This window comes from Kitasatospora viridis, from assembly GCF_007829815.1.
In the GTDB taxonomy this organism is placed as follows: Bacteria; Actinomycetota; Actinomycetes; order Streptomycetales; family Streptomycetaceae; genus Kitasatospora; species Kitasatospora viridis.
This window is the reverse complement of sequence record NZ_VIWT01000004.1, coordinates 531413-555259: the sequence shown is the minus strand read 5'-3', so window position 1 is coordinate 555259 and position 23847 is coordinate 531413. Positions and strand designations below refer to the sequence as shown.

Here is a 23847-nt window from a genome sequence, read left to right as displayed (position 1 = left end):
GTTCGCTGGCGTTCCGGACGGTGGTGGAGGTGTGCGGGTTCCCGCCAGGATGTCTGTCGAAAGCACGGAGCAGCACGCAGCGGCTCCGAGCAGCACGGAGCAGCACGGAGCAGCACGCAGCGGCGCCGGCAGCACGGAACGACGACGGGGAGTACCTCATGGGATCGCAGCAGCTGGTGGCCGTGTTCGGCGCCTACGGCCACACCGGCCGGTTCGTGGTGGCGGAGCTGCGCGAGCGCGGCTACCGGCCGGTGCTGGTCGGGCGCGACGCCGCGAAGCTGGCTGACCTGGCCGCGGAGACGGGCTTCGAGGCCCGCCCCGCCTCGGCGCAGGACCCGGCGGCGCTGGACCGCGCGCTGGCCGGCACGGCCGCCGTGGTCAACTGCGCCGGGCCGTTCGCCCACACCGGTGCGCCGCTGGTCGAGGCCGCGCTGCGGGCCGGGATCCCGTACCTGGACGTGGCGGCCGAGCTGGAGGCCAACCTCGACACCTTCGCGGCCTTCGGCGACCGGGCCCGGGCGGCCGGGGTGCCGGTGGTGCCCGCGATGGCCTTCTACGGCGGCCTCGGCGACCTGCTCGCGACGGCCGCGATGGGGGACTGGAGCTCGGCCGACGAGGTGCACGTCGCCTACGGCCTGAACGGCTGGCACCCCACCGCCGGCACCCGGGAGGCCGGCGCGGTCTCCCGCGAGCGGCGCGGCGGCGGCCGACTGGTCTTCACCGGCGGCGAGTTGCGGCGCCGGGAGGACGGCGCGCTGCCGGGGCTGGACTGGTCCTTCCCCGAGCCGCTGGGCCGCCGCGCGGTGCTGGGCGAGTTCACCATGGCCGACGTGGTCACCATCCCCAGCCACCTGGCGGTCTCCGAGGTGGTCACCTACATGACGGTCGAGGCGGCCCGGGACATCGCCTCCCCCGACACCCCGGCCCCCGCCGCGGTGGACGAGCAGGGCCGGTCCGCGCAGACCTTCGTGGTGGACGTGCTGGTCCGCTCCGGCGGCACCGAGCGGCGCGCCGTGGCGAGCGGCCGGGACATCTACGCGATCACCGCCCCGCTGGTGGTGGAGGCGCTGGACCGGGTCCTCACCGGCCGCACCACCGGGGCGACCGGCGTCACCTCGGCCGGCGTGCTCTTCGACCCGGCCGACTTCCTGCACGCGCTCGCGGCGCAGCTCAAGGTCGAGCTGCCGGTCTGAGCGGGCGGCACGGCGGCCGCACCGGGCGGTGTGCCCGGTGCGGCCGCTGATGGTACGTCAGTTCCAGGGGTTGGCGGCCTGGTCGTTGATGGCCACCCAGAACCGGGTGCCGGTCGGGACGTTGCCGTAGGCCCAGAACGACCAGCCGCCGGTGGCGGCCAGGTTGGTGCCGTAGTGGCCGTCGTGGAACTCGGCCTCGCGGCTGCCGGGGCCGAACTGCTGGGCGCAGAGCGCGTCGGCGGTGGCCTGGCTGGTCAGGCTGGTGCCGGAGACGGGGGTGCTCAGCGCCACCACGCCCTCCGCCCAGCCGTCGTAGAAGTCCGGGGTGACGCCGGCCGGGGTGCCGGCGCCGGTGACGGTCAGGCAGAGCAGCGGGAGCACGGCGGTCGCGGGAGTGTCGCCCTGGTAGGCGTTGGTGGTGGCGTCGTGGCTCACGTGCACCGGGCCGTTGGCCTGCTGGGCGGCGACCGTCCAGGTCATGCCCGCGTGGGTGGCGGCCGCCGGCCGCAGGGCGGTCGGGGTGGCGGGTGCGGCGAGGGCCGGGGTGGTGACGGCGGCCAAGGCGCCGGCAAGTGCGAGGGATGCCGCGCCGGCGAGCAGTTTCGCGGTGGATCGGGACATCGACTCAACCTCTCGGGAGTACCGATGGGCGTCCGGCGGGGGACCGGACGTGCTGCGGCCGCGGCACGGTCGGCCGCGGTCGGCGGCTCGATCCTCCCCGACGGTTCTGGTGGACGTAAAGACGCCCGCGATGGCCCACGACGGCTGCCCGGACTGGCAGTTGGCCCGGTTGGCGGAGCTGCTCCGCAGGTGGGGGCGGTCGGGGCGGCGCGGCTGCGGCGCCCGGGCGGCGGAACCGGACCGGCGGACTTCGGCCACGTCTGTGTGCCGGGTGCGAACGATTGGGGGTGAACCCGTGATGACCACGGCGGGTGCCAGAAGTGGGCGCCGGCCGAGGTGGTGATGGACCGTCACTGCCGTCGCACTCGTCGCGCGGGCCATCGCGCGTTTCTGGCATGGACGACTCATAACCGCTCGGCATGCGATTCATGCGACCGGCGGGGCACGTCGGGGTGGCGGGATGGCCGTGCGCTATGTTGAACGTGTTCAAGTTGAACGCGTTCAACCCTGGGGGAGTCGTGTCCCATCTGACACTCCGACAGCGCCACGCCATCGTGATCACCGGCTGGACGGCGGTGCTGGCCGTCGCCCCGCTGCTGCCCCTGCTGCTCACCGCCGAGGCGCTCGTCCCGCTCTCGCTGGCGCTGCCGCCCACCGCCGCCGTGGCGACCGGCACGGTGCTCGGCCGCCGCTGGACCTGGCCGGGCGCACTGCTGGCGGCGATCGGCGGCGCGGCCGTCGCGGCGGGCGAACTCGCCCTGCTCTGCGGGGCTGGCGCCTTCACCCCGGCCGAGGCCCTCTACGCCGTCGCCTTCTACGGGCTGCCGGCGATCGCGCTGCTGGTCGAGCTGCCGTTCGTCCTCGGCGTGAGCATCGGCGGGGCCGGCGCCAATGTCTGACGGTCAGTCAGGTCAGACGTCCCGTCGGCGCCGGACCCTGGTGATCACCGGCTGGCTGACCGTGCTGGCCGTCGCCCCGCTGCTGCCGCTGCTCTGCGGCGACCCGGGGATCTGGCCGCTCTCCATGATCCTGCCGCCGTGCAGTGCCGCGCCGGTCGGCCTGGCGCTCGGGATGGGGCGCGACCGCTCGGCCGGCCCGTGCGCCGCGCTGGCCGGTGCGGGTGTGTCGGGCGCGGCCTGGCTGCTCGTGTGTTTCGTTGCGGACCCGGCCTGGGCCGCCGGGGAGTTCGCCGTGCTGGTCGTCATCGGCGCGGTGCTGATCGCCTTCCTGGTCGAGCTGCCCTTCTTCGTCGGCTTCGGGCTCGGCCGCGTCGTCGGCGACTGACATGGCGGCCCCGCCCCGGGGTTGACGGTGCGTCGGACCCGGCGGGCAGACTGGCGGCGGACGGGGGCCGGCGGCAGGAGGGGCGCAGATGGAGCACGAGCTGACGAGCGAGCGGTGGCAGGCCGCGTGGGTCACCGGCCGGGTGGTGGACCGGCGGACCCGGGAGGTTCGGCCGGGCCGCGGCGGCCTCGGACCCGAACTCGCGGTGCTGGACGGCCGCCTGCTGCTGGTCGAGCAGGAGTTCCACGGGCGGATCAGCGTCGGCGAGCCGGGCGGCAGCCGTCCGGCGCTCGGCATCGAGGCCGGGCCCGACGCCCGGGTGGTCACCGTGCTGACCGCGGCGGGCCGGGCGCTGCTGCTCACCGGCCACCAGGACCGGCACAGCCCCGACGGTCCCGGGGACACCAGTGACCAGCTGCGGGCCTGGGACCTGCGCTCCGGTGAGCCGGTCGGCGAGCCGCTGGAGGTGCCGAAGGGCCGGATCACCACGGCCGCGGCCGCCGAACGGGACGGCCGCACCCTGCTGGTGACGGGCGGGTGGGACGGCCTGGTCCGGGTCTGGGACCTGGCGGACGGGCAGCTGGTCGCGCCGCCGGTCGGCGGCCACGCGGGCTGGGTGGTCGCGCTCGCGGTGGCCATGGTGGCGGGTCGTCAGGTGGTGCTCAGCGCGGGGGAGGACGACCGGGAGGTGCTGGTCCGCGACCTGATCACCGGTCAGCCGGCCGGGCCCGCGCTGGTCGGGCACACCGCCCCGGTGCAGACGCTGGCCGCCGGCGGCGGGGTGGTGGCGACGGCGGGGCAGGACGGCACGGTGCGGATCTGGGACCCGGCGACCGGTCGGCAGCTCGGCGAGCCGCTCACCGGCGCCGGCGGCCCGGCCACCGGTTCGTTCCACCGGGTCGGCGCCCTGGTGCTGGCTCGCAGCGGTGGCCGCGAGCTGGTGGCGGCCGGCGGCGCGGGGCGGCGGGTGTGGGTCTGGGACCTGGCCACCCGCGAGCCCCTGGCCGAGCCGTTCGCCGGGCACGAGCAGCCCGTCGAGCAACTGGCGCTGCTGGACGGCGCGGTCGCGGCCCGTGGCTTCGACGGGTCGGTGCGGGTCTGGGGGTTCGACGGACCGCGCCACGAGGGATCGGCCGATCCGGGCCTGGACGGGTCCGTCTCGGCCCTGCTGGTCCTGGCGGACGGTCCGGACCGGCTGGCCGTGGCCGGCACCCACCACGGGTCGGTGCACGCCTGGGACGTCGAGCACCCGCCGAGCGGGGCGCGCCGGCTGCCCGGGCACGAGGGGTCCGTGTCCGCCCTGGCGGGCGCGGAGCTGGACGGGCGGCCGGTGCTGCTCACCGGCGGCTCGGACGGCGTGGTCCGGGTGACCGACCCGCGGACCGGCGAGAGCCGCGCCCTGGCGACCGGGACCGACGGGGTCAGCGCGCTGACCACGGCCGAGCAGGACGGGCGCACCCTGGTGCTGGCCGGGGCCGCGGACGGCCTGGTGCGGATCTGGGACCTGGCCACCGGCGAACCGCGGGCACCGCTGGCGACCGGCGAGCGCCGGGTGCTGGCGCTGGCGGCGGCCGTGGCGGACGGGCGCACCGTGCTGCTCACCGGGCACTCCGACCACCGGGCGCGGCGCTGGGACCTGGCCGCGCGCAAGCCGCTGGGCGGGCCGCTGGAGGGCCACCGGCGCTGGGTGGACCGCGCGGCGACGGCGGTGGTCGACGGGCGCCCGGTGGTGGTGACGGGCGCGGGGTACGACAGCTGGATGCGGGTCTGGGACCTGGGCGCCGGCCGCGACCTGGGCCTCGGCCTGCGCGGGCACCTGCGCCGGCTCGGCGACCTGGCCACCACGGAGCTGGGCGGCCGGTGGGTGGTGGTCTCCGGGGGCGACGACCGGACGCTGCGGCTCTGGGACCTGGCGACCCAGGAGGAGGACGGCGAGCCGCTGCGGCTGCCGTACCGGGTCGGGGCGCTGGCCCCGGTGCCGGGGCGCGGGGTGCTGGTGGCGTTCGGCGAGGAGCTGGCGCTGCTGACGCACCGGCGGTAGCGGAACGCCGAACCCAGGGGGCGGTCATCCAGGGGCCGGTCATCCAGGGCGGTAACGAACATGTTCGTTCCGAACTTGTTCGCAACGAACACGTTCGTTACCGTTTGGGCATGACCACACACCACCCCATCGCGATCATCGGCGCCGGCCTCGGCGGGCTCACCCTGGCCCGGGTGCTGCACACCCGGGGCATCCCGGCCGCCGTCTTCGACCTCGACGCCTCCCGGGACGCCCGCACCCAGGGCGGCATGCTCGACATCCACCACGACACCGGGCAGCAGGCGCTGCGCGCGGCCGGACTGCACCACGAGTTCGCCGCCCTGGTCCACCCCGGCGGGCAGGCCATGCGCCTGGTGGCCGCCGACGGCACCGTGCGCCTGGACGAGCCCGACGACGGCACCGGCGGCCGCCCCGAGGTGGACCGCGGGCAGCTGCGCGACCTGCTGCTCGACGCGCTCCCGGCCGGCACCGTGCACTGGGGGAGCAAGGTGCTGGGCGCCCGCCCACTGGGTTCCCGCCCGCTGGGTGACGGCCGCCACGAGATCGCCTTCGCCGACGGGACCACCCGCACCACCGACCTGCTGGTCGGCGCGGACGGCGCCTGGTCCCGGATCCGTCCGCTGCTCTCCGCCGAGCTCCCGGCCTACACCGGCATCTCCTTCGTCGAGACCGACCTGCGCCGCCCCGGCGCCGCCACCGCGCTGGTCGGCGACGGCTTCTTCATCGCCCTGGCGGCCGGCCGGGGCATCCTGGCCCACCGCGAGAGCGACGGCAGTGTGCACGCGTACACCGCGCTGACGGCCGATCAGGACTGGCTCGGCTCGATCGACTTCGCCGACACCGCCGGGGCCAAGGCCGCCGTGCTGGCCCACTTCGAGGACTGGCACCCGGCCCTGCGGGCCCTGGTCGGCGAGGCCGAGGGCGCGCTGACGCCGCGTCACATCTTCGCCCTGCCCGTCGGCCACCGCTGGCCCCGGGTGCCCGGGGTGACCCTGCTCGGCGATGCCGCCCACCTGATGTCCCCGTTCGCCGGGGAGGGCGCCAACCTGGCCATGATCGACGGGGCCGACCTCGGCCGGGCGATCGCCGACCACCCCGGCGACCCCGAGGCCGCGCTGGCCGCCTACGAGGCGCTGCTCTTCCCGCGCGCCGAGGCGGGCGCGGCCGAGTCGGCGGCGAACACGGCGCTGATGTTCGGCCCGGACGGCCTGGAGCGGCTGGCCGCGCAGTTCGGCGACCCAGCGCAGTTCGCCACCTCGGCGGAGTGAGTCGCCGAACTTGTTCGCAACGAACGCGTTCCCTACGGTGACTGCCATGACGACCGGAGCACCCACACCCCCGCGCAGCCGCCGCGAGCGGCCCGCGAAGCCCGCCCTCAGTCTGGCCGGGATCGTCGCGAGCGCCCTGCAAGTGATGCGCGAGGAGGGCCTGCCACGGGTGACGATGCGTCGGCTGGCCCAGGAGCTGGACACCGGGCCGGCCTCGCTCTACGTCTACGTGGCCAACACCGCCGAGCTGCACGCCGCGATCCTGGACGAGTTGCTCGGCGAGCTGGACCTCGCCGCGGACGCCGCCCCCGGCCCCTGGCAGGACCGGCTCACCGGACTGCTCACCCGGTACACCGTGCTGCTCTTCGGGCACCCGGGCCTGGCGCAGTCGGCGCTGGTCGCCCGCCCCGCCGGGCCGCACTACCTGGCCCTGGTCGAGGCGGTGCTCGCGCTGCTCGCCGAGGGCGGGGTGCCGGACGAGCGCGCGGCCTGGGGCGTGGACCTGCTGCTTCAGGTCGCCACCGCGACCGCCGCCGAGCAGTCCGCCCGGGACGCCGACCCCGGTTCCGCGCAGGACCTGCGGGCCCACGTCGCCGCGCTGCGCGGGGCCGACCCCGCGACCCACCCCAGGATCACCGCGCTCGCCGACCGGCTGTTCGCCGGCAGCCCCGAGCAGCGGCTGGGCTGGGCCTTCCGGGCGGTGATCGCCGGGGTGGCGGCCGACGCCTGAGCGGGCCCGGCCGGACGGCCCGTCAGTACTCCCAGCCGCGCAGCACCTTGTTGTGGTGCGCGTTCGGATCCCGGTGCTTCGGCCCGGTCCAGCCGAGCCAGGCGGGGTCGGCGAGCACGCTCTCGCGCGCCTGCTCCATGCTGGTCCGGTCCCGGCCGAGCAGCTCACGCACGATCAGCACGGCCGCCGCCAGCTCCAGTCGGTCCTGCGCCATGGTCTCCAGGGTGGCGGCGAGCCCCGCGGCGTCGAAGCCCGCGCGGTAGCGCTCCAGCCAGCCGGCGAGCCACCAGTTGCGCAGCCCCGGTTCGGTCAGCCCGGCGGGCTCCTGCGCGAAGGTCGGCGCCAGCGCGGCGCCCAGCCGCGCGACGTACTCGTCCGCGCCGGCGGTGATCACCGGGTACTCCTGCTGGAAGTCCTCCCACTCGACCTCGCGCCCGATCCCCGGGACGGCGTCGTCGAGCACCGGGCGGAGCGCCTGCTCGGGGCCGCCGGCGGCGAAGGCGTCCCGCAGCACCCGGTAGCGCAGCGGGCCGTGCTCGGCGAGCAGCACGGCGTCGTAGAGGTCCTTGCCCTGCGGGTAGTCGTCGGTGAGCAGCCACATGAGCTTCCAGGCCAGCGAGAGCTCGGGGGTGGCGGCGTGCAGCACGGCGGCCCGGTCGCCGGTGGCGGACGGGATCGCGATCGGCTCGGGCGGGAGCGGCAGCGGCTCGGTGAAGACGAAGTCGATCTGCACGGTGCCGCCCGGCAGTTCGCCGGCCGTCCACGGCAGCACCATGCGCACGCCGGGCACCCGGTCGTAGGTCCAGATGTCGTCGACCGCGGCGGCCGCGGCCTCGAACCGCACCGGCCCGCCGGCCTCGGCCGCGGTGCGCTCGACGGCCGCCGCTATCCCGTCCAGCATCTCGGTGCTGCGCAGGTCGTCGAACATCCAGTCCCGGGGGACCACCACGAAGTCCAGGTCGCCCGGCTCGCGGGCCGCCTCGCCGTACCAGGCGCGCAGCAGCACGCTGCCGCGCAGCACCAGGTGGTCCACCCAGCGGGAGTCGGCGACGGCGGCCAGCACCAGGTCCAGCGCGCGGCGCCGGGCCGACGGCCAGGCGGCGGCCAACTCGGGCTCCTCGAACCGCGGATCGGCGGCGCGGTAGCCGTAGCGCAGGTGCTGCAGGGCCGGGTCGAAGACGGGTGCCTGCTGCGCCCGCTCGTCCGTGACCGGACGGAGCGTCAGCGGGACGCCGAGGTCCGCGCGCTCGGTGTCCGAGAGCGGCTGGCGGGGGACCGAGCCGCGGGTCCAGCCGAACGAGTGCCAGTCGGGGTTCATCGCGCGCCTTCCAGTTCCGGCTGGACGTCCAGCCATCCGTCGTCGACCGAGGTGTTGCTGTCGTGCAGGACGAACTCGCGCTCCACGGACCGGACGTCGAACCCGTCGGCGAGCGCACCGAGCAGCGCCGCCAGGCGCTCGCCGGCGGTGGCCAGGCCGACGCCGTGGCAGCGCTGGGTGACGAAGCGCTGCTCGCCGTCGGGTCCGTCGGCGCGGCGGGCGTTCCAGGAGACGTGCGCGCCGTGGCCGCGCACCCGCTCGGCGAGCCGGTCGCGGCTCTGGCCGGGCCGCAGGCGGACCTTGACGTGGTGCTCGAAGTAGGTGTCCGCGGGCAGTGCGGCCGCCTCGGCGTCGCTGCCGGGGACCCCGCTCGCCCACGGCGCGGCCTCCACCTTGACCCGCACCGGCCGGAAGCCGTCCGCCCGGAGCGCCTCGGCGGCCGCCGCCACGGCGGCGCGGTGCTCGGCCAGGGTGCCGGTGCCGGTGAGGGTGACCATCGGCTGGGAGGTCATCCGCCCCCGGGCCAGCACGATGTGCAGGAACTCCAGCCCCCGGTCCGCCGACCACTGGGCGAGGCGGTCGAGCCGGTCGGCCGCGCAGTCCACGGTGATGTGCGATTCGAACTGCTCAGGGTGTTGCTGCCACATGGGCGTGATCATCGCAGACGGGTCCGACACGCCGACCGGCGGTGGACCCGGGCAGGCCCGGAGGGCCGAAGTGCCCACCGGGGCGGGGCCGTTCGGCGAGGCGTTCTTGACGTGTATCCGGCTACCCGGCCTATGATGGCGCGCCATCGCCGACGGTCCGCTCGCCCGGAGCCCGGACCCGGGAGCGGCACCCCGCAGTCCGCGCCACTCCCGGGAGGACCGTGCACTCCTCGACCGACGCCGAGTCCGCCGCACCGCCCGCTCCGAGATCCCCGACCGCCGCCGACCAGTTGGGCGAGCGCACGGTGCCCGACCCGTACCGGCCGTTGGAGGACCCGCGGTCGCCGGGCACCCTGGCCTGGGCGGCCGCCCAGCGCGACCTCTACGCCCGCACCCGGAAGAGCTGGCCGAGCGTCGAGGAGTTCCGATCCGCGCTCACCCGGCTGACCTCCTTCGACCACCTGACCCCGCCTCAGTTCGCCGGTGGGCAGGCCTTCTTCACCCAGCGCGGCGCCGACGCCGACCGGCCCGTGCTGGTCGTCGAGCGGGACGGCGTGCGGCGCACCCTGGTCGACCCGGGCGCACAGGGCGTGCTGGGCGCCTGGGTGCCCGACCCGACCGGCCGACTGGTCGCCCACCAACTCGCCGAGGGTGGCTCCGAGGAGTACACCCTGCGGATCACCGCCGTGGCGGACGGCCGGACGGTCGACCAGCCCGTCGAGGGCTGCCGGTACGGCGCCGTCGCCTGGACCGCCGACGGCAGCGCCTTCTACTACGGACGCGGCGAGGCCGTCCGGCTGCACCGGATCGGCACCCCCGGCGCCGCAGACACCGAGGTGCTCACCCTGCCCGAGGGCGCCGAGCCGGACGTCACCACCGGAGCGGGCGGCGACCTGCTGGTGGTGGTCGCCACCGACCAACTGGGCGCGGGCAACCGCCTCTGGACCGCCGACCTGCGCCAGGCGCCCTGGGAGCAGCCGCAGTTGACCGAGCTGGCGAGCGAGGGCTGGACCACCCCGTGGCCGGCCGCCGACGGTACGCTCTACCTGCTCACCGACGCGGACGCGCCGCGCGGGCGCCTGCTGGTCCGACCGCCGGGCGCCGCCCACCCGCGCGAGCTGCTGCCCGAGGACGAGCACGCGGTGCTGGACTCCTTCGCGATCCTGGACGGGCCCGAACTCGCCCGACCCGAACTGCTGGCGCTGCGGTCGCTGGCGGGCCGACCACTGATCACCCGTCACGACCTGCACACCGGTGCGCCCTTGGGAGAGCTCGCACTGCCGGGCGGCGGGGCGGTCACCGAGCTGACCTTCCACCCGGGCGGCCACCAGGCCTGGTTCGGCTACTCCGACCGCACCACCCCGGAGACCGTCCACCGGTACGACGCCCGCACCGGCGAGCTGACCGTCTGGCGCTCGGCGGGCCTGCCGGGGCCGGTGCCGGAGCTGACGGTCAGCGAGGTGGAGTACCGGGCGAGCGACGGCACGCCCGTGCGGCTGCTGCTCACCCGCCCGGCGGGCGCGCCGCCCGGGCCGCTGCCGACCGTCCTGCAGGGCTACGGCGCCTTCGGCGAGCCGCAGGTCGCGGACTACTACGCGGCGGCGCTGGCCTGGGCCGAGTGGGGCGGCCAGTTCGCGGTGGCCTGCGTGCGCGGCGGCGGCGAGCACGGCGAGGAGTGGCACCGGGCCGGGATGCGCGAGCACAAGCAGCGCGGCATCGACGACTTCACGGACGCCGCCCGCCACCTGCTGGCGGCCGGCTACTGCGCCGAGGGGCAGTTGGGCGCCTTCGGTCAGAGCGCCGGCGGCCTGCTGGTCGCCGCCGCGCTGACCCAGCACCCGGAGCTGTTCGGCGCGGTGGCCGCCACGGCGGCCCCGCTGGACCTGGCCCGCTACCAGCTGACCGGCTACGGGCCCTACTGGACCGAGGAGTTCGGCGACCGCGAGGTGCCGGAGGAGCTCGGCTGGCTGCTCGGCTACTCGCCGTACCACCGGGTGCGCCAGGGCGCGCCCTACCCGGCGGTGCTGCTGACCGCCTTCGACGACGACGCCCGGGTGGATCCGCTGCACTCCCGCAAGATGTGCGCCGCGCTGCAGCACGCGACCGGCTCCGGCCGCCCGGTGCTGCTGCGGCAGGGGGCGGGGCTGGGCCACGGCGTGCACGCCCGCCCGGCCCGGCTGTCCTACTTCGCCGACGTGCTGGCCTTCTTCGCCGCCGCCCTGGAACGGAAACCGGAATTGGATCACGGGCACCGGGATATGACGCCGGATTAATTTAGCCGGCGTCAGGAGTCGATCATAACGGAAGCATTGCCACGGCTGCGCGGCCGTGAATAGCATATGTGCATCTTGAAAGGGGGAGGTGATTCCAATGATCAAGAAGTCCACCAAGCGTTACAGCGGCGCCGCCGCCGCCGTCAAGGGCTGAATCTGAGCAACGCGGCGGGATTCCGCTCCCGGAATCCCGCCGCACCCGGCGGCTTCGGCCGCCTCCGCTGTTCCCGCCTGTCCCGCACGTTTCCGCTGCCATTTCCCAGTACAGAAGCGGGGTTCCCGTGGCACGTCCGGCGCTCAAGGTCAGCATTCCGTATTTCGTTTCCGACGGCTCGGTGCACTTCCGGCTGGGCGGTGAACTGACCTCGCTGGAGGACCCGGACGGCCGGGTGCTGGCCCTGCTGAAGCTGCTCGACGGCACCCGCGAGCCCGCCGAGGTGCACCGCGAGCTCGCCGCCGCCCACCCGGACGTCAGCCCGGACGACGTCGCCGAGGCGCTCGACGCGCTGGACGAGTCCGGCCTGCTCCAGGACGCCACCGACCAGGGGCCGGACTTCGACGCCGCGGCCCGCGGGCGCTGGTCCAACAACCTGGGCTTCTTCGAGACCTACGCCTCGCTGGAGGTCTCCAAGTACGAGTACCAGCGGCGCGTCCGGGACGCCCGGGTGGCCGTGCTCGGGGTCGGCGGGATCGGTTCGCACGTGCTGATCGACCTGGTGGCGATCGGCTTCACGGACATCCGGATCGTCGACTTCGACAAGATCGAGCTCTCCAACTTCAACCGCCAGATCATCTACGGCGAGCCCGACCTGGGCCGGACCAAGGTGCACGTCGCCGCCGAGCGGGCCCGCGCGCTGAACAGCGGCATCCGGCTGGACGCCGTCGAGGCCAAGCTGATGTCCGCCGACGACGTGTACCGGGTGGTGCACGACCGCGACCTGGTCATCGCCGTGGTGGACCGCCCCAAGGTGCACGTCGTGCACTGGCTCAACGAGGGCTGCCTGCGGGCCGGCGCCGCGCTGATCGGCGGCGGCGTGGACACCCAGCGGGCGATCCACTACACGATGGTCCCCGGCGTCAGCGGCTGCGTGGAGTGCTGGTACCGGCAGGCCCGGGAGAGCGACCCGACCTCCCGGATGGTCTTCGACGAGCTGGACCAGACCGACCGGGAGGGCCGCGCGTTCGGCGAGGACACCGCCGCGTTCAACGCCCTGGTCGCGGCCGAGGCCGGGTTCATGGTCTCCGAGCTGGTCAGGCTGGCCACCCGGGTCAGCCCGCCGCTCTCGGTCGGCCGCCTGCTGGAGACCACCTTCCACGACCCGCGGATCACCGTCGCCGAGCGCTGGGACCGCGACCCGGCGTGCCCCACCTGCGCGGACGTCCCGCCCGCCGCCGCCCTGGAGTGGCTGCTCACCGACCCCCGGCCGCTCCCGTTCTGACTCCGCCCCGAACCCGTTCCGATCTACCCCGACCTGCGCACCGCTGAATTCCCGTCAGCACCGCGCGGAACCGTCCCGAAGAACCGCCAGGAGAAGAGCACGTGCCCACCACGACACCACCGAATCCCGTCGCCGCCCCCCGGGAAAGGACGGCCGACATTCGGCTCAGAGCGGCATTCCTGGTATCCGGGACCGGTGACTGGATCTACCGCCTGGCGATCCCGCTGCTCGTTCTGAAACTGACCGGATCGGCCGCCTCGACGGCGTTCGCCTACGCCATCGAATTCATTCCCTACATCGTCGTGGGGCTCTTCGCCGGGGTGATCGCGGACCGGTTCGACCGGCGCCGCCTGATGATCCTGTGCGACGGCATTTCGGCCGCGCTGGCGCTGGTGATCACGGCGATCGCGCTGCTGCCGCACCCGCCGGTCGCGGCGCTCTACGTCTGCGCCTTCGTGCTGGCCTGCGTCCGGCCGTTCTACTTCCCGGCCTTCCAGGGCTTCCTGGTCGACGTGGTGCCCGAGCACCGGCTGGCCAGGACCAACTCCTGGACCCAGACGGCCGACAGCGCCCTGAGCTTCCTCGGCCCGGTGGCCGGGCTGGCCTTCGTCGCGGCGATCGGCCCGTCCTGGTCGGCGCTGCTCAACGCGGTCTCCTTCGCCGCCTCGGCCGGCCTGATCGCCTCGATCGGCGCGCTGCGCCCGGGGCGGGCACCGGCCGAGCCGGCCGAGCCTGCCGAGGCGACCGAGGCGACTGAACCGACCGCGATCTGGGAGGACTTCCGCACCGGCCTGCGCACGCTATGGGAGCTCAAGCCGGTCTTCTGGGGCACCCTGCTGATGGCCCTGTCCAACCTGGCCGCGTTCACCGTCGAGAGCAGCCTCTTCTACCTGGTGCTCAAGGTCGAGCGGATGCCCAATGTGGCGCTCGGCCTGGTCCTCGGCGGGCAGGGGCTGGGCGCGGTGGTCGGCGCGGTGCTCGCCGAGCGGCTGACCGAGCGCTTCCGGCTCGGCTCGCTGCTCGCCGCCGCGATGGGCTTCTCCGGACTCACCATGGTGCTGCCGGTGGTGGCGCCGAGCTGGTGGGCGGTGCTGGTCGGCTGGAGCCTGGAGGGCATCGCCACCTCGGTGGTGGTGGTCGCCTGGTTCACCGCCCGGCAGACCGCGGTGCCGTCCGAACTGATCGGGCGGACCGTCTCGGTGGGCCGTGCCGTCGCCTACCTGACCATCCCGCTCGGGGCGCTGCTCGGCGGCCAGTTGGTGGTCGGCGCCGCGCCGGCCCGGACCGTCTTCGGTTGGGCGGCCGCCGTACAGGGGCTGGTCTTCCTCGGTACGCTGGTGTCGCCGGTGCGGCGGATCGGCCGGACCGGGCAGGGGGACGCCGTCCCGTCGCCCGCCGCGGCCACCGAAGCAGCGGCCGGACCGGCCGCCGGACCGGCTGTCGAGACAGCCGAGAGCCCGACGGGCTGAGAGGGGACGGGGCAGATGGCCGCCGACCTGAAGGACGAACTCGCGGTGCGCTTCCGCGAGGTGAACGGCGAACACCCGATGACGGCGGCGGACGACGCCTACGTGGACGCCTACTTCGTGCCGCTGGAGCGGGTGGCCGCCGAGCGCGGGGAGCCGGCCGACGCGGTGCGCAAGGAGATGCTCGGCGGCCGCCTCCCGCTGCCGGGCTACCTGCGCTCGGACGGCACCGAGATGGTGCCGGCCGACCTGTTCGCGCTCGCCGACGAGGCGGGCGGGCTGGCCGAGTTGGCCGACTGGTTCCGGGCCCAGTGGAGCGATCCGGCGCTGGCCGCCGAGGAGTACGAGTCCTACCTGAGCGGCCAGTACGTCTGCCTGTACCAGGTGCACCCGCGCACCATGCAGCGCAAGGACGCGCTGATCGCCGAGATCCGGGCCGCGATCGGCGCCGTGGTCGGGGCAGGTGCCCCGCCGGCCGCCGGCGAGTTGGCCGAGCTGCACCGCGCGGTGGACGAACTCGACGCGCTGGAGCCGCCATTCGCGGCCTACGACCGGCTCAGGTTCGGCGGCCCGGTCTCGCGCGACGAGTGCATCACCGAGGTCCGCGCCCACCACCCGAAGCCCTGACGAGCCGTAGCCCTGACGAGCCGTAGCCCTGACGGACCGGTACCGGACCGGATTCCGTCGTCCCTGTCGTCCCCGTCGTTGTCCCCGTCGTCTCTGCCGTCCCTGGAAGGACTCCCTCCCGTGGTGCACGCCCAGTTCGACCCCACCGCCCGCCAGGCGCTCGCGATCGTCGCCGTCGAGGCGAAGACCCGCAAGGACCTGACCTGGCAGCAGATCGCCGAGGCCGCCGAGCTGTCGGTGACCTTCACCACCGCCGCCGTGCTCGGCCAGCACCCCCTGCCGGAGAAGTCGGCCCGGGCCGTCGCCGAGCTGCTGGGCCTGGACGAGGAGGCGGCGCTGCTGCTGCAGACCATCCCCGTGCGCGGCTCGATCCCGGGCGGCATCCCCACCGATCCGACGATCTACCGCTTCTACGAGATCCTCCAGGTCTACGGCACCACCCTCAAGGCCCTGGTGCACGAGGAGTTCGGCGACGGCATCATCTCGGCGATCAACTTCCGGCTCGACGTGCAGAAGGTGGCCGACCCCGAGGGCGGCGAGCGAGCCGTCATCACGCTCGACGGCAAGTACCTGCCCACCAAGCCTTTCTGATGATCGGCGTCAATCTGGCGCCGTTTCGATGGATCACCCGATGGGGTGAGTAGGTAGTCGGATGACCGGGGGAGGGCGCGAATCGATCCGTTCCGACGGTTTCTGACGCGGTGTCGGCGTCGCACAATGGCCGACATTAATGGCGGACAGTAATCGAATGGGGTGGGTGTCGTGAGCAAGGCCGGCCCGAACGGACGGACGCGCCGTCAGTTCCTCTCCCAGGCCTCCCGAGCAGCCGCCGTCGGCGGTGCGCTCGCCCTCGGCGCCCCGGCGACCAGTGCGGCTGCCGCCGGGGCGCCCCGCTCCGGCGGCGGCGCCGGCAGGCGGGTCGCCGTGCTCGGCGGCGGCGTGGCCGGCCTCAGTGCCGCCCAGGAGCTCGCCGAGCGCGGCTACCAGGTGACCGTGTACGAGTACTACCGGCAACTCGGCGGCAAGGCCCGCAGCATGGACGTCCCCGGCACCGGCACCGGGGGCCGCCGTCCGCTCCCCGGCGAGCACGGCTTCCGGTTCTTCCCGGGCTTCTACCGGAACCTGCCCGACACCATGCGCCGCATCCCGCTCCCCGGCCGCACCGGCAGCGTCCACGACAACCTGCGCAACGGCACCGAGGCCCTGCTCGCCTACGATGCGCCCCGGCAGGCCCTGCTGCTCCCGTTCCAGATCCTCACCACGCCGCTCGCCCCCGGCGACCTGGCACCCGACAACCTGCGCCGCACGCTCACCGGTGTGCTGGACACCGCCCTGCACCTCCCGGCCACCGAAGTGGCCTACTTCGCCGACCGGTTGCTGGTCCACCTGACCAGCTGCGACCGGCGGCGCGACGAGCAGTGGGAGAACGTGCCGTGGTGGCAGTTCATCCGCGCGGACCGGATGTCGCACGACTACCAGCGCCTGCTGGGCGCCGGGCTCACCCGCGACCTGGTCGCCACCAAGGCCGAGGAGGCCAGCACCCGCACGGTGGCCCGCACCATCGTGGAGGCCTTCCTGCTCAACGGCCTGCTCGGGCGCGGCGTGGACGGCCAGCCCGACCGGGTGCTCAACGCGCCGACCAGCGAGGCCTGGATCGACCCGTGGGCGGCGCACCTGGACTCGCTCGGCGTGCGCGTCCGGTTCGGCACCGAGGTGCAGGAGCTGTGCTACGCCGACGGGCGGATCACCGGCGTGCGGATCGCCCCCAGCGCGGGCGGCCCGGCGGAGACGATCACCGCCGACCACTACCTCCAGGCGATGCCGGTGGAGCACGCACGCGCCACCTGGGGGCCGGAACTGCGCGTGGCCGATCCGCAGTTGGCGCGCTGCGACCTGATCAGGACCGACTGGATGACGGGCGTGCAGTTCTACCTGCGCCGCTCGCCCCGCCTGGTGCACGGGCACGCGGCGGCGCTGGACTCGCCCTGGTCGCTCACGGCGGTGCACCAGGCCCAGTTCTGGGACCGGGACTTCGCGGCCGACTACGGGGACGGGACGGCGCGCGACTGCCTGTCGATCTGCGTCTCGGAGTGGGACCGGCCCGGGGTGCTGTTCGGCCGGACCGCCAAGGAGTGCACCCGGGAGCAGGTGGTCGAGGAGGTGTGGGAGCAGTGCAAGCGGGCGTTCAACGGCACCGGCGGTGAGCCGCTGCGCGACGAGGACCGGCTCTCGTGGTTCATGGACCCGGCGGTGACCGGTCTCGGCGGGCCGAACCCGGCCAACCGCGAGCAGCTCCTGGTCCACCCGGCCGGCACCCTCCAGCACCGGCCGACGGCCGCCACCCGGGTGCCGAACCTCTTCCTCGCCGGTGACTACGTGCGCACCGACGTGGACCTGGCCACCATGGAGGGCGCGAACGAGTCGGCCCGCCGCGCCGTCAACGCCCTGCTGGACGCCGACGGCTCCACCGCCCCGCGCTGCGAGGTCCAGCTGCTCTACCGGGCCCCGGAGCTGGCGGCCCTCCAACTGATCGACGAGGGCCGCTACGCGCTGGGCCTGCCGAACACCTTCGACCTGGGTTAGCGACGCCTGCCTAGGCCACTGCAGCGCGCGGCCCCAGCGGGAGGTCGCGCATGGCGCGCAGCGGGGAGAAGTAGAGCCACAGGCCGGCCGAGCAGCCCCCGATGACGGCGAGCCAGAGCGTGGCGTGCACGCCGAGGGTGGAGCCCAGCAGCCCGCAGGCGAGGGCACCGAGCGGCAGGGTGCCCCAGTTGATCCAGCGGGCGGCTGCGCTCACCCGGCCGAGCAGGTGCGGCGGGCAGACGGCCTGCCGGTAGCTGATCAGCGAGATGCTGCTGAGCGTCGAGGCGAAGGTCCAGGAGATCCAGCCGAACCCGAAGAGCAGCACGCCCCAGCCCGGCCGGGCCAGCGGGATCAGCAGGCCGGGCAGGCTCAGCAGGGTCATCGAGAGCCAGCTGATCCGGGCCGAACCCACCTGCCGGGTCAGCGGTTTGGCGCACAGCCCGCCCACGATCCCGCCCACCGCGCCGAGCGCGAGCAGCAGGCCCACGTAGCCGGGCGCCAGGTGCAGGCTACGGACCAGGAAGACCGGGCCCAGGGTCTCCACCATGATGACGAAGAAGTTCGCCGTCCCGTTGAAGGCGACCGAGTTGCGCAGGATCGGGTCCCGCAGCACGTAGGCCAGCCCGGCCCGGATCTCGCGGCGCAGCTTCGGCCGCCCCCCGCCGTCGGCCTCACCGGCTGCGGTTGAGGCGGGGGCGGGCTCGGCGCGCCGGATCGCCAGCAGCGAGGCGGCCGAGAGCGCGTAGGAGACGGCGTCCGCCGCCATCGACCCGGCCGCCCCGACCACGCCGACCAGCACCGCGCCCAGGCTGGGCCCGGCGATCTGTGCGAAGGACTGCGAGGCGGCGATCTTGCCGTTGCCGTCCATCAGTTGGTCGCGCCGGAGCAGCGTGGGCAGGTAACTCTGGTACGACACGGTGAAGAAGACGGCGAACACGCTGGACAGCAGCGCGACCGCGTAGAGCTGGCCGAGCGTCAGCACACCGGCCGCCCGGGCGGCCGGAACGGACCCGATCAGCACGAACTGGGCGATGTCGCACCAGATCATCAGCCGGCGCTTGCGGTTGCGGTCCACGATCGCCCCGGCCGGCAGCGCCACCAGCAGGTAGGCGCTGGTCACCGCCATGGAGAGCAGGCTGACCTGCAAGGTGCTCGCGTCCAGCAGCACCAGTGCGACCAGCGGCAGGGCGAGCACGGTGACCTGCGACCCCAACTCGCTCACCGTCTGCCCGCCCCAGAGCAGCAGGAACTCGCGGTGACGCCAGATCGTGGGGGAACCTTCGGATTCTTCGCGCACCACCTGATGCTGGCAGTCAGGTCCGGGGCTGTCCAGCGCTCCCGGGAACCCTGTTGCGGTGGCGGGTCGTTGGCCCGGAGAGCAGGACCTGAAAAACTGACGGAACGTCAATGGGCATGGCACGAAACCGAGCCTGGCGCGTCAGTGAGCACAGCACGTCGATGAGCAAGGAGAACCTGATGTTCCTGATCACCGGGGCCACCGGAAACGTCGGCCGCGAGGTGGTCGAGCAACTGCTCGCCCAGGGCCGGCCGGTGCGCGCGGTCACCCGGGACGCCTCGCGGGCCGCCGGCCTGGCGGGCGCCGAGGTGGTGGCCGGCAACCCGGCCGAGCCCGACACCCTGGCCGAGGCGCTGGCCGGCGTGCGGGCGCTCTTCCTCAACGTGGCGGCGCTGGGCGGCGGCAGCGCCACCGGGCTGCTCCGGCTGGCCCGGGAGCGCGGGGTCGAGCGGGTGGTGCTGCTCTCCTCGTCCTCGGTGGAGGACACCGGCGAGCACGGCGACAACCTGATCGCCCGGATCCACCGGGACGTCGAGCAGCAGATCCGCGACTCCGGCCTGGGCTGGACCTTCGTGCGGCCGGGCGAGTTCGCCACCAACACGTCGTTCCAACTGGCGCCGCAGATCCGCGCCTCGGACGTGGTGCGCGCGCCCTACGGCCTGGCCGGGATGGCGCCGATCCACCAGCGGGACATCGCCGGGGTCGCCACCCTCGCCCTGCTCGACGAGCGGCACGCGGGCCAGAGCCACCTGCTCACCGGCCCCGAGTCGCTCACCCTGGTGGACAAGGTGCGGATCATCGGCGAGGCCATCGGCCGCCCGCTGCGGTTCGAGGAGCTGAGCCACGAGGAGGGCGAGCGGGCCATGCTCGCGACCGGCCTGCCCGCCCCGGTGGTGACCACCCTGCTCGGCTACCTGGCCGGCGCGGTCGGCCACCCGGCCCCGATCTCCCCGGTGGTCGAGCAACTGCTGGGCCGCCCGGGGCTGACCTACGCGAGCTGGGTGGCGGAGAACACGGAGGTCTTCCGGGCCTGAACCGGACGCGGAGGGTCGGGCGGCGCCGGGCTCGCGTAGGTCGGCCCGACCCTCAGGCCTCCCGGGTCAGCGCGACGATCGGGATCCGGCGGTCGCCTGCCCGCTCCTGGAAGCCCTCGAAGTACGGGGTGCGCACCAGCTGCTGGGCCCAGAGCCGCTCGCGTTCCGAGCCCTCAAGTACCGTCGCCGTCACCGGGAACGCCTCGGTGCCGATCTCGACCCGGGCGGCGGGATCGGCCAGCAGGTTGTGGTACCAGCCGGGGTGGTTCGGCCGCCCGCCGTTGGCCGCGAAGACCACCAGCCGCTCGCCGTCCGCCAGGTAGGTCATCGGCATGACACGCGGCTCCCCGCTGCGCGCACCGGTGGTGGTGAGCAGCAGCAGCGGAACGCCCTCGAAGTCACCGCCCACCACCCCAGCGGCGGACCGGAACTCGTCGATCACAAGCTGGTTGCGCTGCAGTCGCTCTGACATCTGATCAAGCCTTCCAGGATAGTCGCCGCCCCCGCGGGCGAGCCCGCCGTACACCTTGGCGATCTTGGGCCCCGCCGTCAAGGACCGGTGACCACACCCCCTAATCCCCCTGGAGCACCAGGTCGAGCAGGCCGGGGAAGCGGGCGTCGAACTCGGTGCGGCGCAGGCGGTTGAGGCGCTTGGCGCCCGCGTCGCGCTGTTCCAGGAGGCCGGATTCGCGCAGCACGGTGAAGTGGCGGCTCAGGGTGGCCTTGGTGACGGGGACGTCGAAGGAGCCGCAGGCGCGCTCCCAGTCGCCGGCTCCCGCGAGTTCGCGCACCAGGGTGCGGCGGACCGGGTCGGAGAGGGCGAGCAGGGCGGCCTCCAAGCTGACCTCGGTGGGGTCGGTGTGGGCGGGCGGGGTGCGGTGGCTCGGCTGGGGGGTCGTCATGGTGGTTGCTCCGTCCGGTCCCGGGCGGCCCGCCCGGGGTGGGCCGATTGCGAAGTGTTCGATGTGATGCGTACACTCAGCGCTGTGTTCGTTGCTTGGCGAACACTCTACTCCGAGAAGGGGGAACCGTGGTGTCGGAGAACCGGACCCGCCGGAACCGACCGGGGCTCACGCTGTTCGCGGCCTGCCTCGGCCTGGTCGTGGTGACACTCGACGTCAGCGTGGTGAACGTGGCGACCAAGGCGCTCGGCGCCGAATTCGGCGGCAGCCTCTCCGGGCTGGAGTGGGTGATCAACGGCTACACGCTGACCTTCGCCGCCTTCCTGCTCACCGCCGGGGCGATGGGCGACCGTTACGACCCGAGGCGGATCTTCGCCTGGGGCTTCGCGCTCTTCGCCGTCACCTCGCTGGCCTGCGGCGCCGCCCCCTCGCTGGTGGCGCTGATCGCCGCCCGGGTGCTCCAGGGCCTCGGCGCCGCGCTGATCGTGCCGTCCTCGCTCTCGCTGGTGAACGGCAATCACCCCGAGCCGGCCGGGCGCACCCGGGCCGTCAGCCTCTGGGCCGCGGCCGGCGGGCTGGCCCTGGCGCTCGGGCCGGTGATCGGCGGCCTGCTGGTGGACTCGCTGGGCTGGCGCTCGATCTTCTACGTAAACATCCCGCTGGCCGCGGTCGGCATCCTGCTGATCCGCGCCTACGCCCGGCCCACCGGCACCCGGGACGGCTCGCGCCGGCGCTCGCTCGACCTGCCCGGGCAGCTGCTCGCCGTGCTCGGCCTGGGCGCGCTGACCGGCGCGGTCGTCGAGGCCAACGTGCTGGGCTGGACCTCCGCCACCGTGCTGACCTGCCTGCTGGTCACCGTGCTCGCGGCCGCCGGCTTCGTCGCGGTGGAGCGCCGCAGCGGCGACCCGATGCTGCCGCCGCACCTGTTCGCCCGGCGCGCGTTCAAGGCCACCACGCTGATCGGCGTGCTCTTCAACTTCTCCTTCTACGGCCTGGTCTTCGTGCTCAGCCTGTTCTTCCAGCAGCTGCGCGGGTACTCGCCGATCGCGGCCGGCCTGGCCTTCCTGCCGATGACCGCCGCCGTGATGAGCGGCAACCTCAGCAGCGGGCCGCTGGTGCGGCGGTTCGGCGCCCGCCGCGTGCTGGTCGTCGGCAGCCTGCTGGCCGCCGCCGGCTACCTGGGCCTGGTGCCGGCGGTCGGCACCCCGTCCTACCCGCTGATGGTGGCCCAGTTCGCCGTCACCGGCTTCGGGATGGGCCTGATCGTGCCGGCGATGACCAACGCCATGCTCGGCTCGGTCGAGCCCGCCAACGCGGGGATCGCCTCCGGTGTGCTGAACGCCTCGCGGCAGCTCGGCGGTCTGGTCGGGGTCGCCGTGATGGGTCTGCTGGTCGGCCGGGGCGGCTCCGCCGAGTTCCTGCCCGGGCTGCGGGCCGCGCTGCTTGCGGCCGGCGTGGCCCTGGCGCTCTGCGCGGTGCTGAGCGCCTGGGGCACCGGCCGACGGGAGAGCCGGGTGGTGGCGGGCGCGCCCCAGGCAGAGCGGGTCACGGTGCCCAGCCGCTGACGAGGCTGCTGACGACGGATCAGCGGTGGGCCCCGGGGTCGCAGGGGCTCAGAGCTCGGCCGCCTCACCCGCCGCGAGGCGGGTGTAGGCGGTCTCGCCCTTGAAGTCCATCCAGCCGTCGAAGTACTCCCGGCCGAGCGCGTTGAGCGTCGCGTCGTGGATCGGGAAGGCCCGGGCCGGCTTGACCGCCCGGACGAAGTCCAGGGCCTCGGCGAGCTTGAGCCAGGGCGCGGCGGCCGGCACGAGGACGGCCTCCACCGGCTGCTCGGGGACGAAGAGCGAGTCGCCCGGGTGGTAGAGCCGCCGGTCGACCACGAAGCCGACGTTGGCGCAGCCGGGCAGCGCGTCGTAGATCTCCGCGTGCTGGCCGCCGACCACGTCCACGGTGAACCCGGCGGCCGTCACCTGCTCGCCCGGCGCCACCACCACGGCGGCCGAACCGAGTTCGGCGGCCTGTTCGGCGGCCGGCGCGGGCAGCAGCACCCGCAGGCGGGGGTTGGCGGCCCGGGCGGCGAGCAGCTTGGCGAGGTCGAGGTGGTCCGGGTGCTCGTGGGTGACCAGCACCTCGTCGGCGCCGTCGAGCGCGGAGGCGTCGGAGAAGATGCCGGGGTCGATGACGAGCACCCGCCCCTCGGCCTCGATCCGGACGCAGGCGTGGCCGTGACTCGTGATCCGCATGGCTCCACTATGCCAGCCGGGGGCGATGTGGACGTCCGATTTCCGCTGGCCACCGGCCCCGAGCGGCGGCGATGCTGGAAGGGCGGAAGGCACCCCCGACCGGAGGCGCCCGGTCGGCGGAGCAGAAGGAGGAGAATGACGGCCATGAAGGTCCACACCGTGATCGACAGCCCGTGCGGCCCGCTGACCCTGGTCGCCGAGGACGGCGCGCTGACCGGCCTCTACATGACCGACCAGCGCCACCGCCCGGACCAGAGCGGCTTCGGGCCCCGGGCGGACGGGGAGCCGGTGTTCGCCCTGGCGGCCGACCAGTTGGCGGCCTACTTCGCGGGCGAGCTGCGGGAGTTCGAGCTTCCGCTGGCACCGCACGGCACGCCGTTCCAGCAGCGGGTCTGGGAGCAGCTGCGCCGGATCCCGTACGGCGAGACGCGCAGCTACGGCGAGTTGGCGCTCGCGCTCGGCGCGCCGAACGCCTCGCGGGCGGTCGGCCTGGCCAACGGCCGCAACCCGATCGGCGTGATCGTGCCCTGCCACCGGGTGGTCGGCGCCGACGGATCGCTGACCGGCTACGGCGGCGGGTTGCCGCGCAAGCGGATGCTGTTGGCCCTGGAGGGCGCCGACCGGCCGGACGACCGGCTGTTCTGACGGTTGGTCAGCTCGGTTGTGCCTCAACGGGCATGGTCGCGGGCACCGCGTGCGCTCGGCGGTCGCGCGCGCGGTGCCCGTGCGGGCCGGTCCGTGCCGCGTGGGGTCGGTCGCGTACCGTTCACCAGGCTGGCAGCGCCGCGGCCCGCGGGACAGGGGGCTGCGGCCGTTCGGCCCGGTTCGCAACCGCATCGTGGCCGAGTCGACATGACGGAACGTCGGGCAGCGGGATGTCG

The 23847-nt window shown here is 74.4% G+C and carries 22 protein-coding genes; 15 read left to right on the top strand and 7 right to left on the bottom strand.

The window, feature by feature from the left end; genetic code table 11:
* The first annotated feature begins 158 nt into the window (after positions 1 to 158).
* Entirely contained in the window at positions 159 to 1193 is a 1035-nt protein-coding gene (locus FHX73_RS36065; RefSeq protein ID WP_145910219.1) for a saccharopine dehydrogenase NADP-binding domain-containing protein, read from the top strand.
* A gap of 57 nt (positions 1194 to 1250) precedes the next feature.
* On the opposite strand, the gene FHX73_RS36060 is transcribed toward FHX73_RS36065, so the two are convergent.
* Positions 1251 to 1814: a flagellar hook-length control protein gene (locus FHX73_RS36060; RefSeq protein ID WP_145910218.1), complete on the bottom strand. Its 564-nt coding sequence runs from the start codon at positions 1812 to 1814 to the stop codon at positions 1251 to 1253.
* Between the two features lie 518 nt (positions 1815 to 2332).
* Between FHX73_RS36060 and FHX73_RS36055 the strand changes: the two genes are divergently transcribed.
* The 5 genes from FHX73_RS36055 to FHX73_RS36035 all read left to right on the top strand — a co-directional run bounded on the left by FHX73_RS36055 (position 2333) and on the right by FHX73_RS36035 (position 7137).
* Positions 2333 to 2713 carry a hypothetical protein gene (locus FHX73_RS36055; RefSeq protein ID WP_145910217.1) on the top strand — a complete coding sequence of 127 codons (381 nt, stop codon included), beginning with the start codon at positions 2333 to 2335 and terminating at the stop codon, positions 2711 to 2713.
* On the top strand, positions 2706 to 3098 hold the full coding sequence (locus FHX73_RS36050; protein WP_145910216.1) for a hypothetical protein: 393 nt from the start codon (positions 2706 to 2708) through the stop codon (positions 3096 to 3098). The genes FHX73_RS36055 and FHX73_RS36050 overlap by 8 nt, the downstream gene beginning before the upstream one ends.
* A gap of 88 nt (positions 3099 to 3186) precedes the next feature.
* Entirely contained in the window at positions 3187 to 5139 is a 1953-nt protein-coding gene (locus FHX73_RS36045) for a WD40 repeat domain-containing protein (protein ID WP_145910215.1), read from the top strand.
* A 110-nt stretch (positions 5140 to 5249) separates the two neighbouring features.
* Entirely contained in the window at positions 5250 to 6407 is a 1158-nt protein-coding gene (locus FHX73_RS36040; RefSeq protein ID WP_145910214.1) for an FAD-dependent oxidoreductase, read from the top strand.
* 46 nt (positions 6408 to 6453) lie between these two features.
* Positions 6454 to 7137, top strand: a complete 684-nt coding sequence (locus FHX73_RS36035) for a TetR/AcrR family transcriptional regulator C-terminal domain-containing protein (protein WP_145910213.1) — start codon at positions 6454 to 6456, stop codon at positions 7135 to 7137.
* 22 nt (positions 7138 to 7159) lie between these two features.
* Here the strand turns inward: FHX73_RS36035 and FHX73_RS36030 are convergent, their stop codons facing one another.
* Together FHX73_RS36030 and FHX73_RS36025 are read right to left on the bottom strand one after the other, a co-directional pair.
* A complete protein-coding gene (locus FHX73_RS36030) occupies positions 7160 to 8455 on the bottom strand; it encodes a nucleotidyl transferase AbiEii/AbiGii toxin family protein (protein WP_145910212.1) in 1296 nt (431 codons plus the stop codon).
* The gene (locus FHX73_RS36025) at positions 8452 to 9102 is read right to left on the bottom strand and encodes a hypothetical protein (protein WP_145910211.1); all 651 of its coding nucleotides are present in this window, start codon (positions 9100 to 9102) and stop codon (positions 8452 to 8454) included. Before FHX73_RS36025 ends, FHX73_RS36030 begins: the two co-directional genes overlap by 4 nt.
* A gap of 221 nt (positions 9103 to 9323) precedes the next feature.
* Here FHX73_RS36025 and FHX73_RS36020 point away from each other — a divergent pair, with 221 nt between their 5' ends.
* The 6 genes from FHX73_RS36020 to FHX73_RS35995 all read left to right on the top strand — a co-directional run bounded on the left by FHX73_RS36020 (position 9324) and on the right by FHX73_RS35995 (position 17490).
* The gene (locus tag FHX73_RS36020; protein ID WP_145910210.1) at positions 9324 to 11375 is read left to right on the top strand and encodes a prolyl oligopeptidase family serine peptidase; all 2052 of its coding nucleotides are present in this window, start codon (positions 9324 to 9326) and stop codon (positions 11373 to 11375) included.
* 281 nt (positions 11376 to 11656) lie between these two features.
* Positions 11657 to 12814, top strand: a complete 1158-nt coding sequence (locus tag FHX73_RS36015) for a ThiF family adenylyltransferase (protein ID WP_170305234.1) — start codon at positions 11657 to 11659, stop codon at positions 12812 to 12814.
* Between the two features lie 101 nt (positions 12815 to 12915).
* Positions 12916 to 14283 (top strand): MFS transporter, encoded by a 1368-nt coding sequence (locus tag FHX73_RS36010; protein WP_170305233.1) that lies wholly within the window; start codon positions 12916 to 12918, stop codon positions 14281 to 14283.
* A 15-nt stretch (positions 14284 to 14298) separates the two neighbouring features.
* Positions 14299 to 14907, top strand: coding sequence for a DUF6058 family natural product biosynthesis protein (locus FHX73_RS36005; RefSeq protein ID WP_145910207.1), 609 nt, complete (start codon positions 14299 to 14301; stop codon positions 14905 to 14907).
* Positions 14908 to 15027: 120 nt separating this feature from the next.
* Complete coding sequence (cynS, locus tag FHX73_RS36000; protein ID WP_145910206.1) at positions 15028 to 15498, top strand: cyanase; 471 nt, start codon at positions 15028 to 15030, stop codon at positions 15496 to 15498.
* 171 nt (positions 15499 to 15669) lie between these two features.
* Positions 15670 to 17490 (top strand): hydroxysqualene dehydroxylase, encoded by a 1821-nt coding sequence (locus tag FHX73_RS35995; RefSeq protein ID WP_145910205.1) that lies wholly within the window; start codon positions 15670 to 15672, stop codon positions 17488 to 17490.
* 10 nt (positions 17491 to 17500) lie between these two features.
* Here the strand turns inward: FHX73_RS35995 and FHX73_RS35990 are convergent, their stop codons facing one another.
* Positions 17501 to 18787, bottom strand: a complete 1287-nt coding sequence (locus FHX73_RS35990; RefSeq protein WP_145910204.1) for an MFS transporter — start codon at positions 18785 to 18787, stop codon at positions 17501 to 17503.
* Positions 18788 to 18948: 161 nt separating this feature from the next.
* On the opposite strand from FHX73_RS35990, the gene FHX73_RS35985 reads away from it, so the two are divergent.
* The gene (locus FHX73_RS35985) at positions 18949 to 19821 is read left to right on the top strand and encodes an NAD(P)H-binding protein (protein ID WP_246214091.1); all 873 of its coding nucleotides are present in this window, start codon (positions 18949 to 18951) and stop codon (positions 19819 to 19821) included.
* Between the two features lie 52 nt (positions 19822 to 19873).
* Here FHX73_RS35985 and FHX73_RS35980 read toward each other — a convergent pair whose 3' ends face one another.
* Entirely contained in the window at positions 19874 to 20293 is a 420-nt protein-coding gene (locus FHX73_RS35980; RefSeq protein ID WP_145910203.1) for a nitroreductase family deazaflavin-dependent oxidoreductase, read from the bottom strand.
* Positions 20294 to 20393: 100 nt separating this feature from the next.
* Positions 20394 to 20723, bottom strand: coding sequence for an ArsR/SmtB family transcription factor (locus tag FHX73_RS35975; RefSeq protein ID WP_145910202.1), 330 nt, complete (start codon positions 20721 to 20723; stop codon positions 20394 to 20396).
* 131 nt (positions 20724 to 20854) lie between these two features.
* On the opposite strand from FHX73_RS35975, the gene FHX73_RS35970 reads away from it, so the two are divergent.
* A complete protein-coding gene (locus tag FHX73_RS35970) occupies positions 20855 to 22288 on the top strand; it encodes an MFS transporter (protein WP_145910201.1) in 1434 nt (477 codons plus the stop codon).
* Between the two features lie 48 nt (positions 22289 to 22336).
* On the opposite strand, the gene FHX73_RS35965 is transcribed toward FHX73_RS35970, so the two are convergent.
* The gene (locus FHX73_RS35965; protein ID WP_145910200.1) at positions 22337 to 22966 is read right to left on the bottom strand and encodes an MBL fold metallo-hydrolase; all 630 of its coding nucleotides are present in this window, start codon (positions 22964 to 22966) and stop codon (positions 22337 to 22339) included.
* A 144-nt stretch (positions 22967 to 23110) separates the two neighbouring features.
* Between FHX73_RS35965 and FHX73_RS35960 the strand changes: the two genes are divergently transcribed.
* Entirely contained in the window at positions 23111 to 23611 is a 501-nt protein-coding gene (locus FHX73_RS35960; RefSeq protein WP_145910366.1) for a methylated-DNA--[protein]-cysteine S-methyltransferase, read from the top strand.
* Positions 23612 to 23847: the final 236 nt, after the last annotated feature.

Excerpts from the sequence above, each read along its gene's own strand:
- FHX73_RS36065 (WP_145910219.1), top strand. The coding sequence starts at position 159 with ATGGGATCGCAGCAGCTGGTGGCCGTGTTCGGCGCCTACGGCCACACC.
- FHX73_RS36060 (WP_145910218.1), bottom strand. The coding sequence starts at position 1,814 with ATGTCCCGATCCACCGCGAAACTGCTCGCCGGCGCGGCATCCCTCGCA.
- FHX73_RS36050 (WP_145910216.1), top strand. The coding sequence starts at position 2,706 with ATGTCTGACGGTCAGTCAGGTCAGACGTCCCGTCGGCGCCGGACCCTG.
- FHX73_RS36045 (WP_145910215.1), top strand. The coding sequence starts at position 3,187 with ATGGAGCACGAGCTGACGAGCGAGCGGTGGCAGGCCGCGTGGGTCACC.
- FHX73_RS36040 (WP_145910214.1), top strand. The coding sequence starts at position 5,250 with ATGACCACACACCACCCCATCGCGATCATCGGCGCCGGCCTCGGCGGG.
- FHX73_RS36035 (WP_145910213.1), top strand. The coding sequence starts at position 6,454 with ATGACGACCGGAGCACCCACACCCCCGCGCAGCCGCCGCGAGCGGCCC.
- FHX73_RS36030 (WP_145910212.1), bottom strand. The coding sequence starts at position 8,455 with ATGAACCCCGACTGGCACTCGTTCGGCTGGACCCGCGGCTCGGTCCCC.
- FHX73_RS36025 (WP_145910211.1), bottom strand. The coding sequence starts at position 9,102 with ATGTGGCAGCAACACCCTGAGCAGTTCGAATCGCACATCACCGTGGAC.
- FHX73_RS36005 (WP_145910207.1), top strand. The coding sequence starts at position 14,299 with ATGGCCGCCGACCTGAAGGACGAACTCGCGGTGCGCTTCCGCGAGGTG.
- FHX73_RS35985 (WP_246214091.1), top strand. The coding sequence starts at position 18,949 with ATGAGCAAGGAGAACCTGATGTTCCTGATCACCGGGGCCACCGGAAAC.
- FHX73_RS35980 (WP_145910203.1), bottom strand. The coding sequence starts at position 20,293 with ATGTCAGAGCGACTGCAGCGCAACCAGCTTGTGATCGACGAGTTCCGG.
- FHX73_RS35975 (WP_145910202.1), bottom strand. The coding sequence starts at position 20,723 with ATGACGACCCCCCAGCCGAGCCACCGCACCCCGCCCGCCCACACCGAC.
- FHX73_RS35965 (WP_145910200.1), bottom strand. The coding sequence starts at position 22,966 with ATGCGGATCACGAGTCACGGCCACGCCTGCGTCCGGATCGAGGCCGAG.
- FHX73_RS35960 (WP_145910366.1), top strand. The coding sequence starts at position 23,111 with ATGAAGGTCCACACCGTGATCGACAGCCCGTGCGGCCCGCTGACCCTG.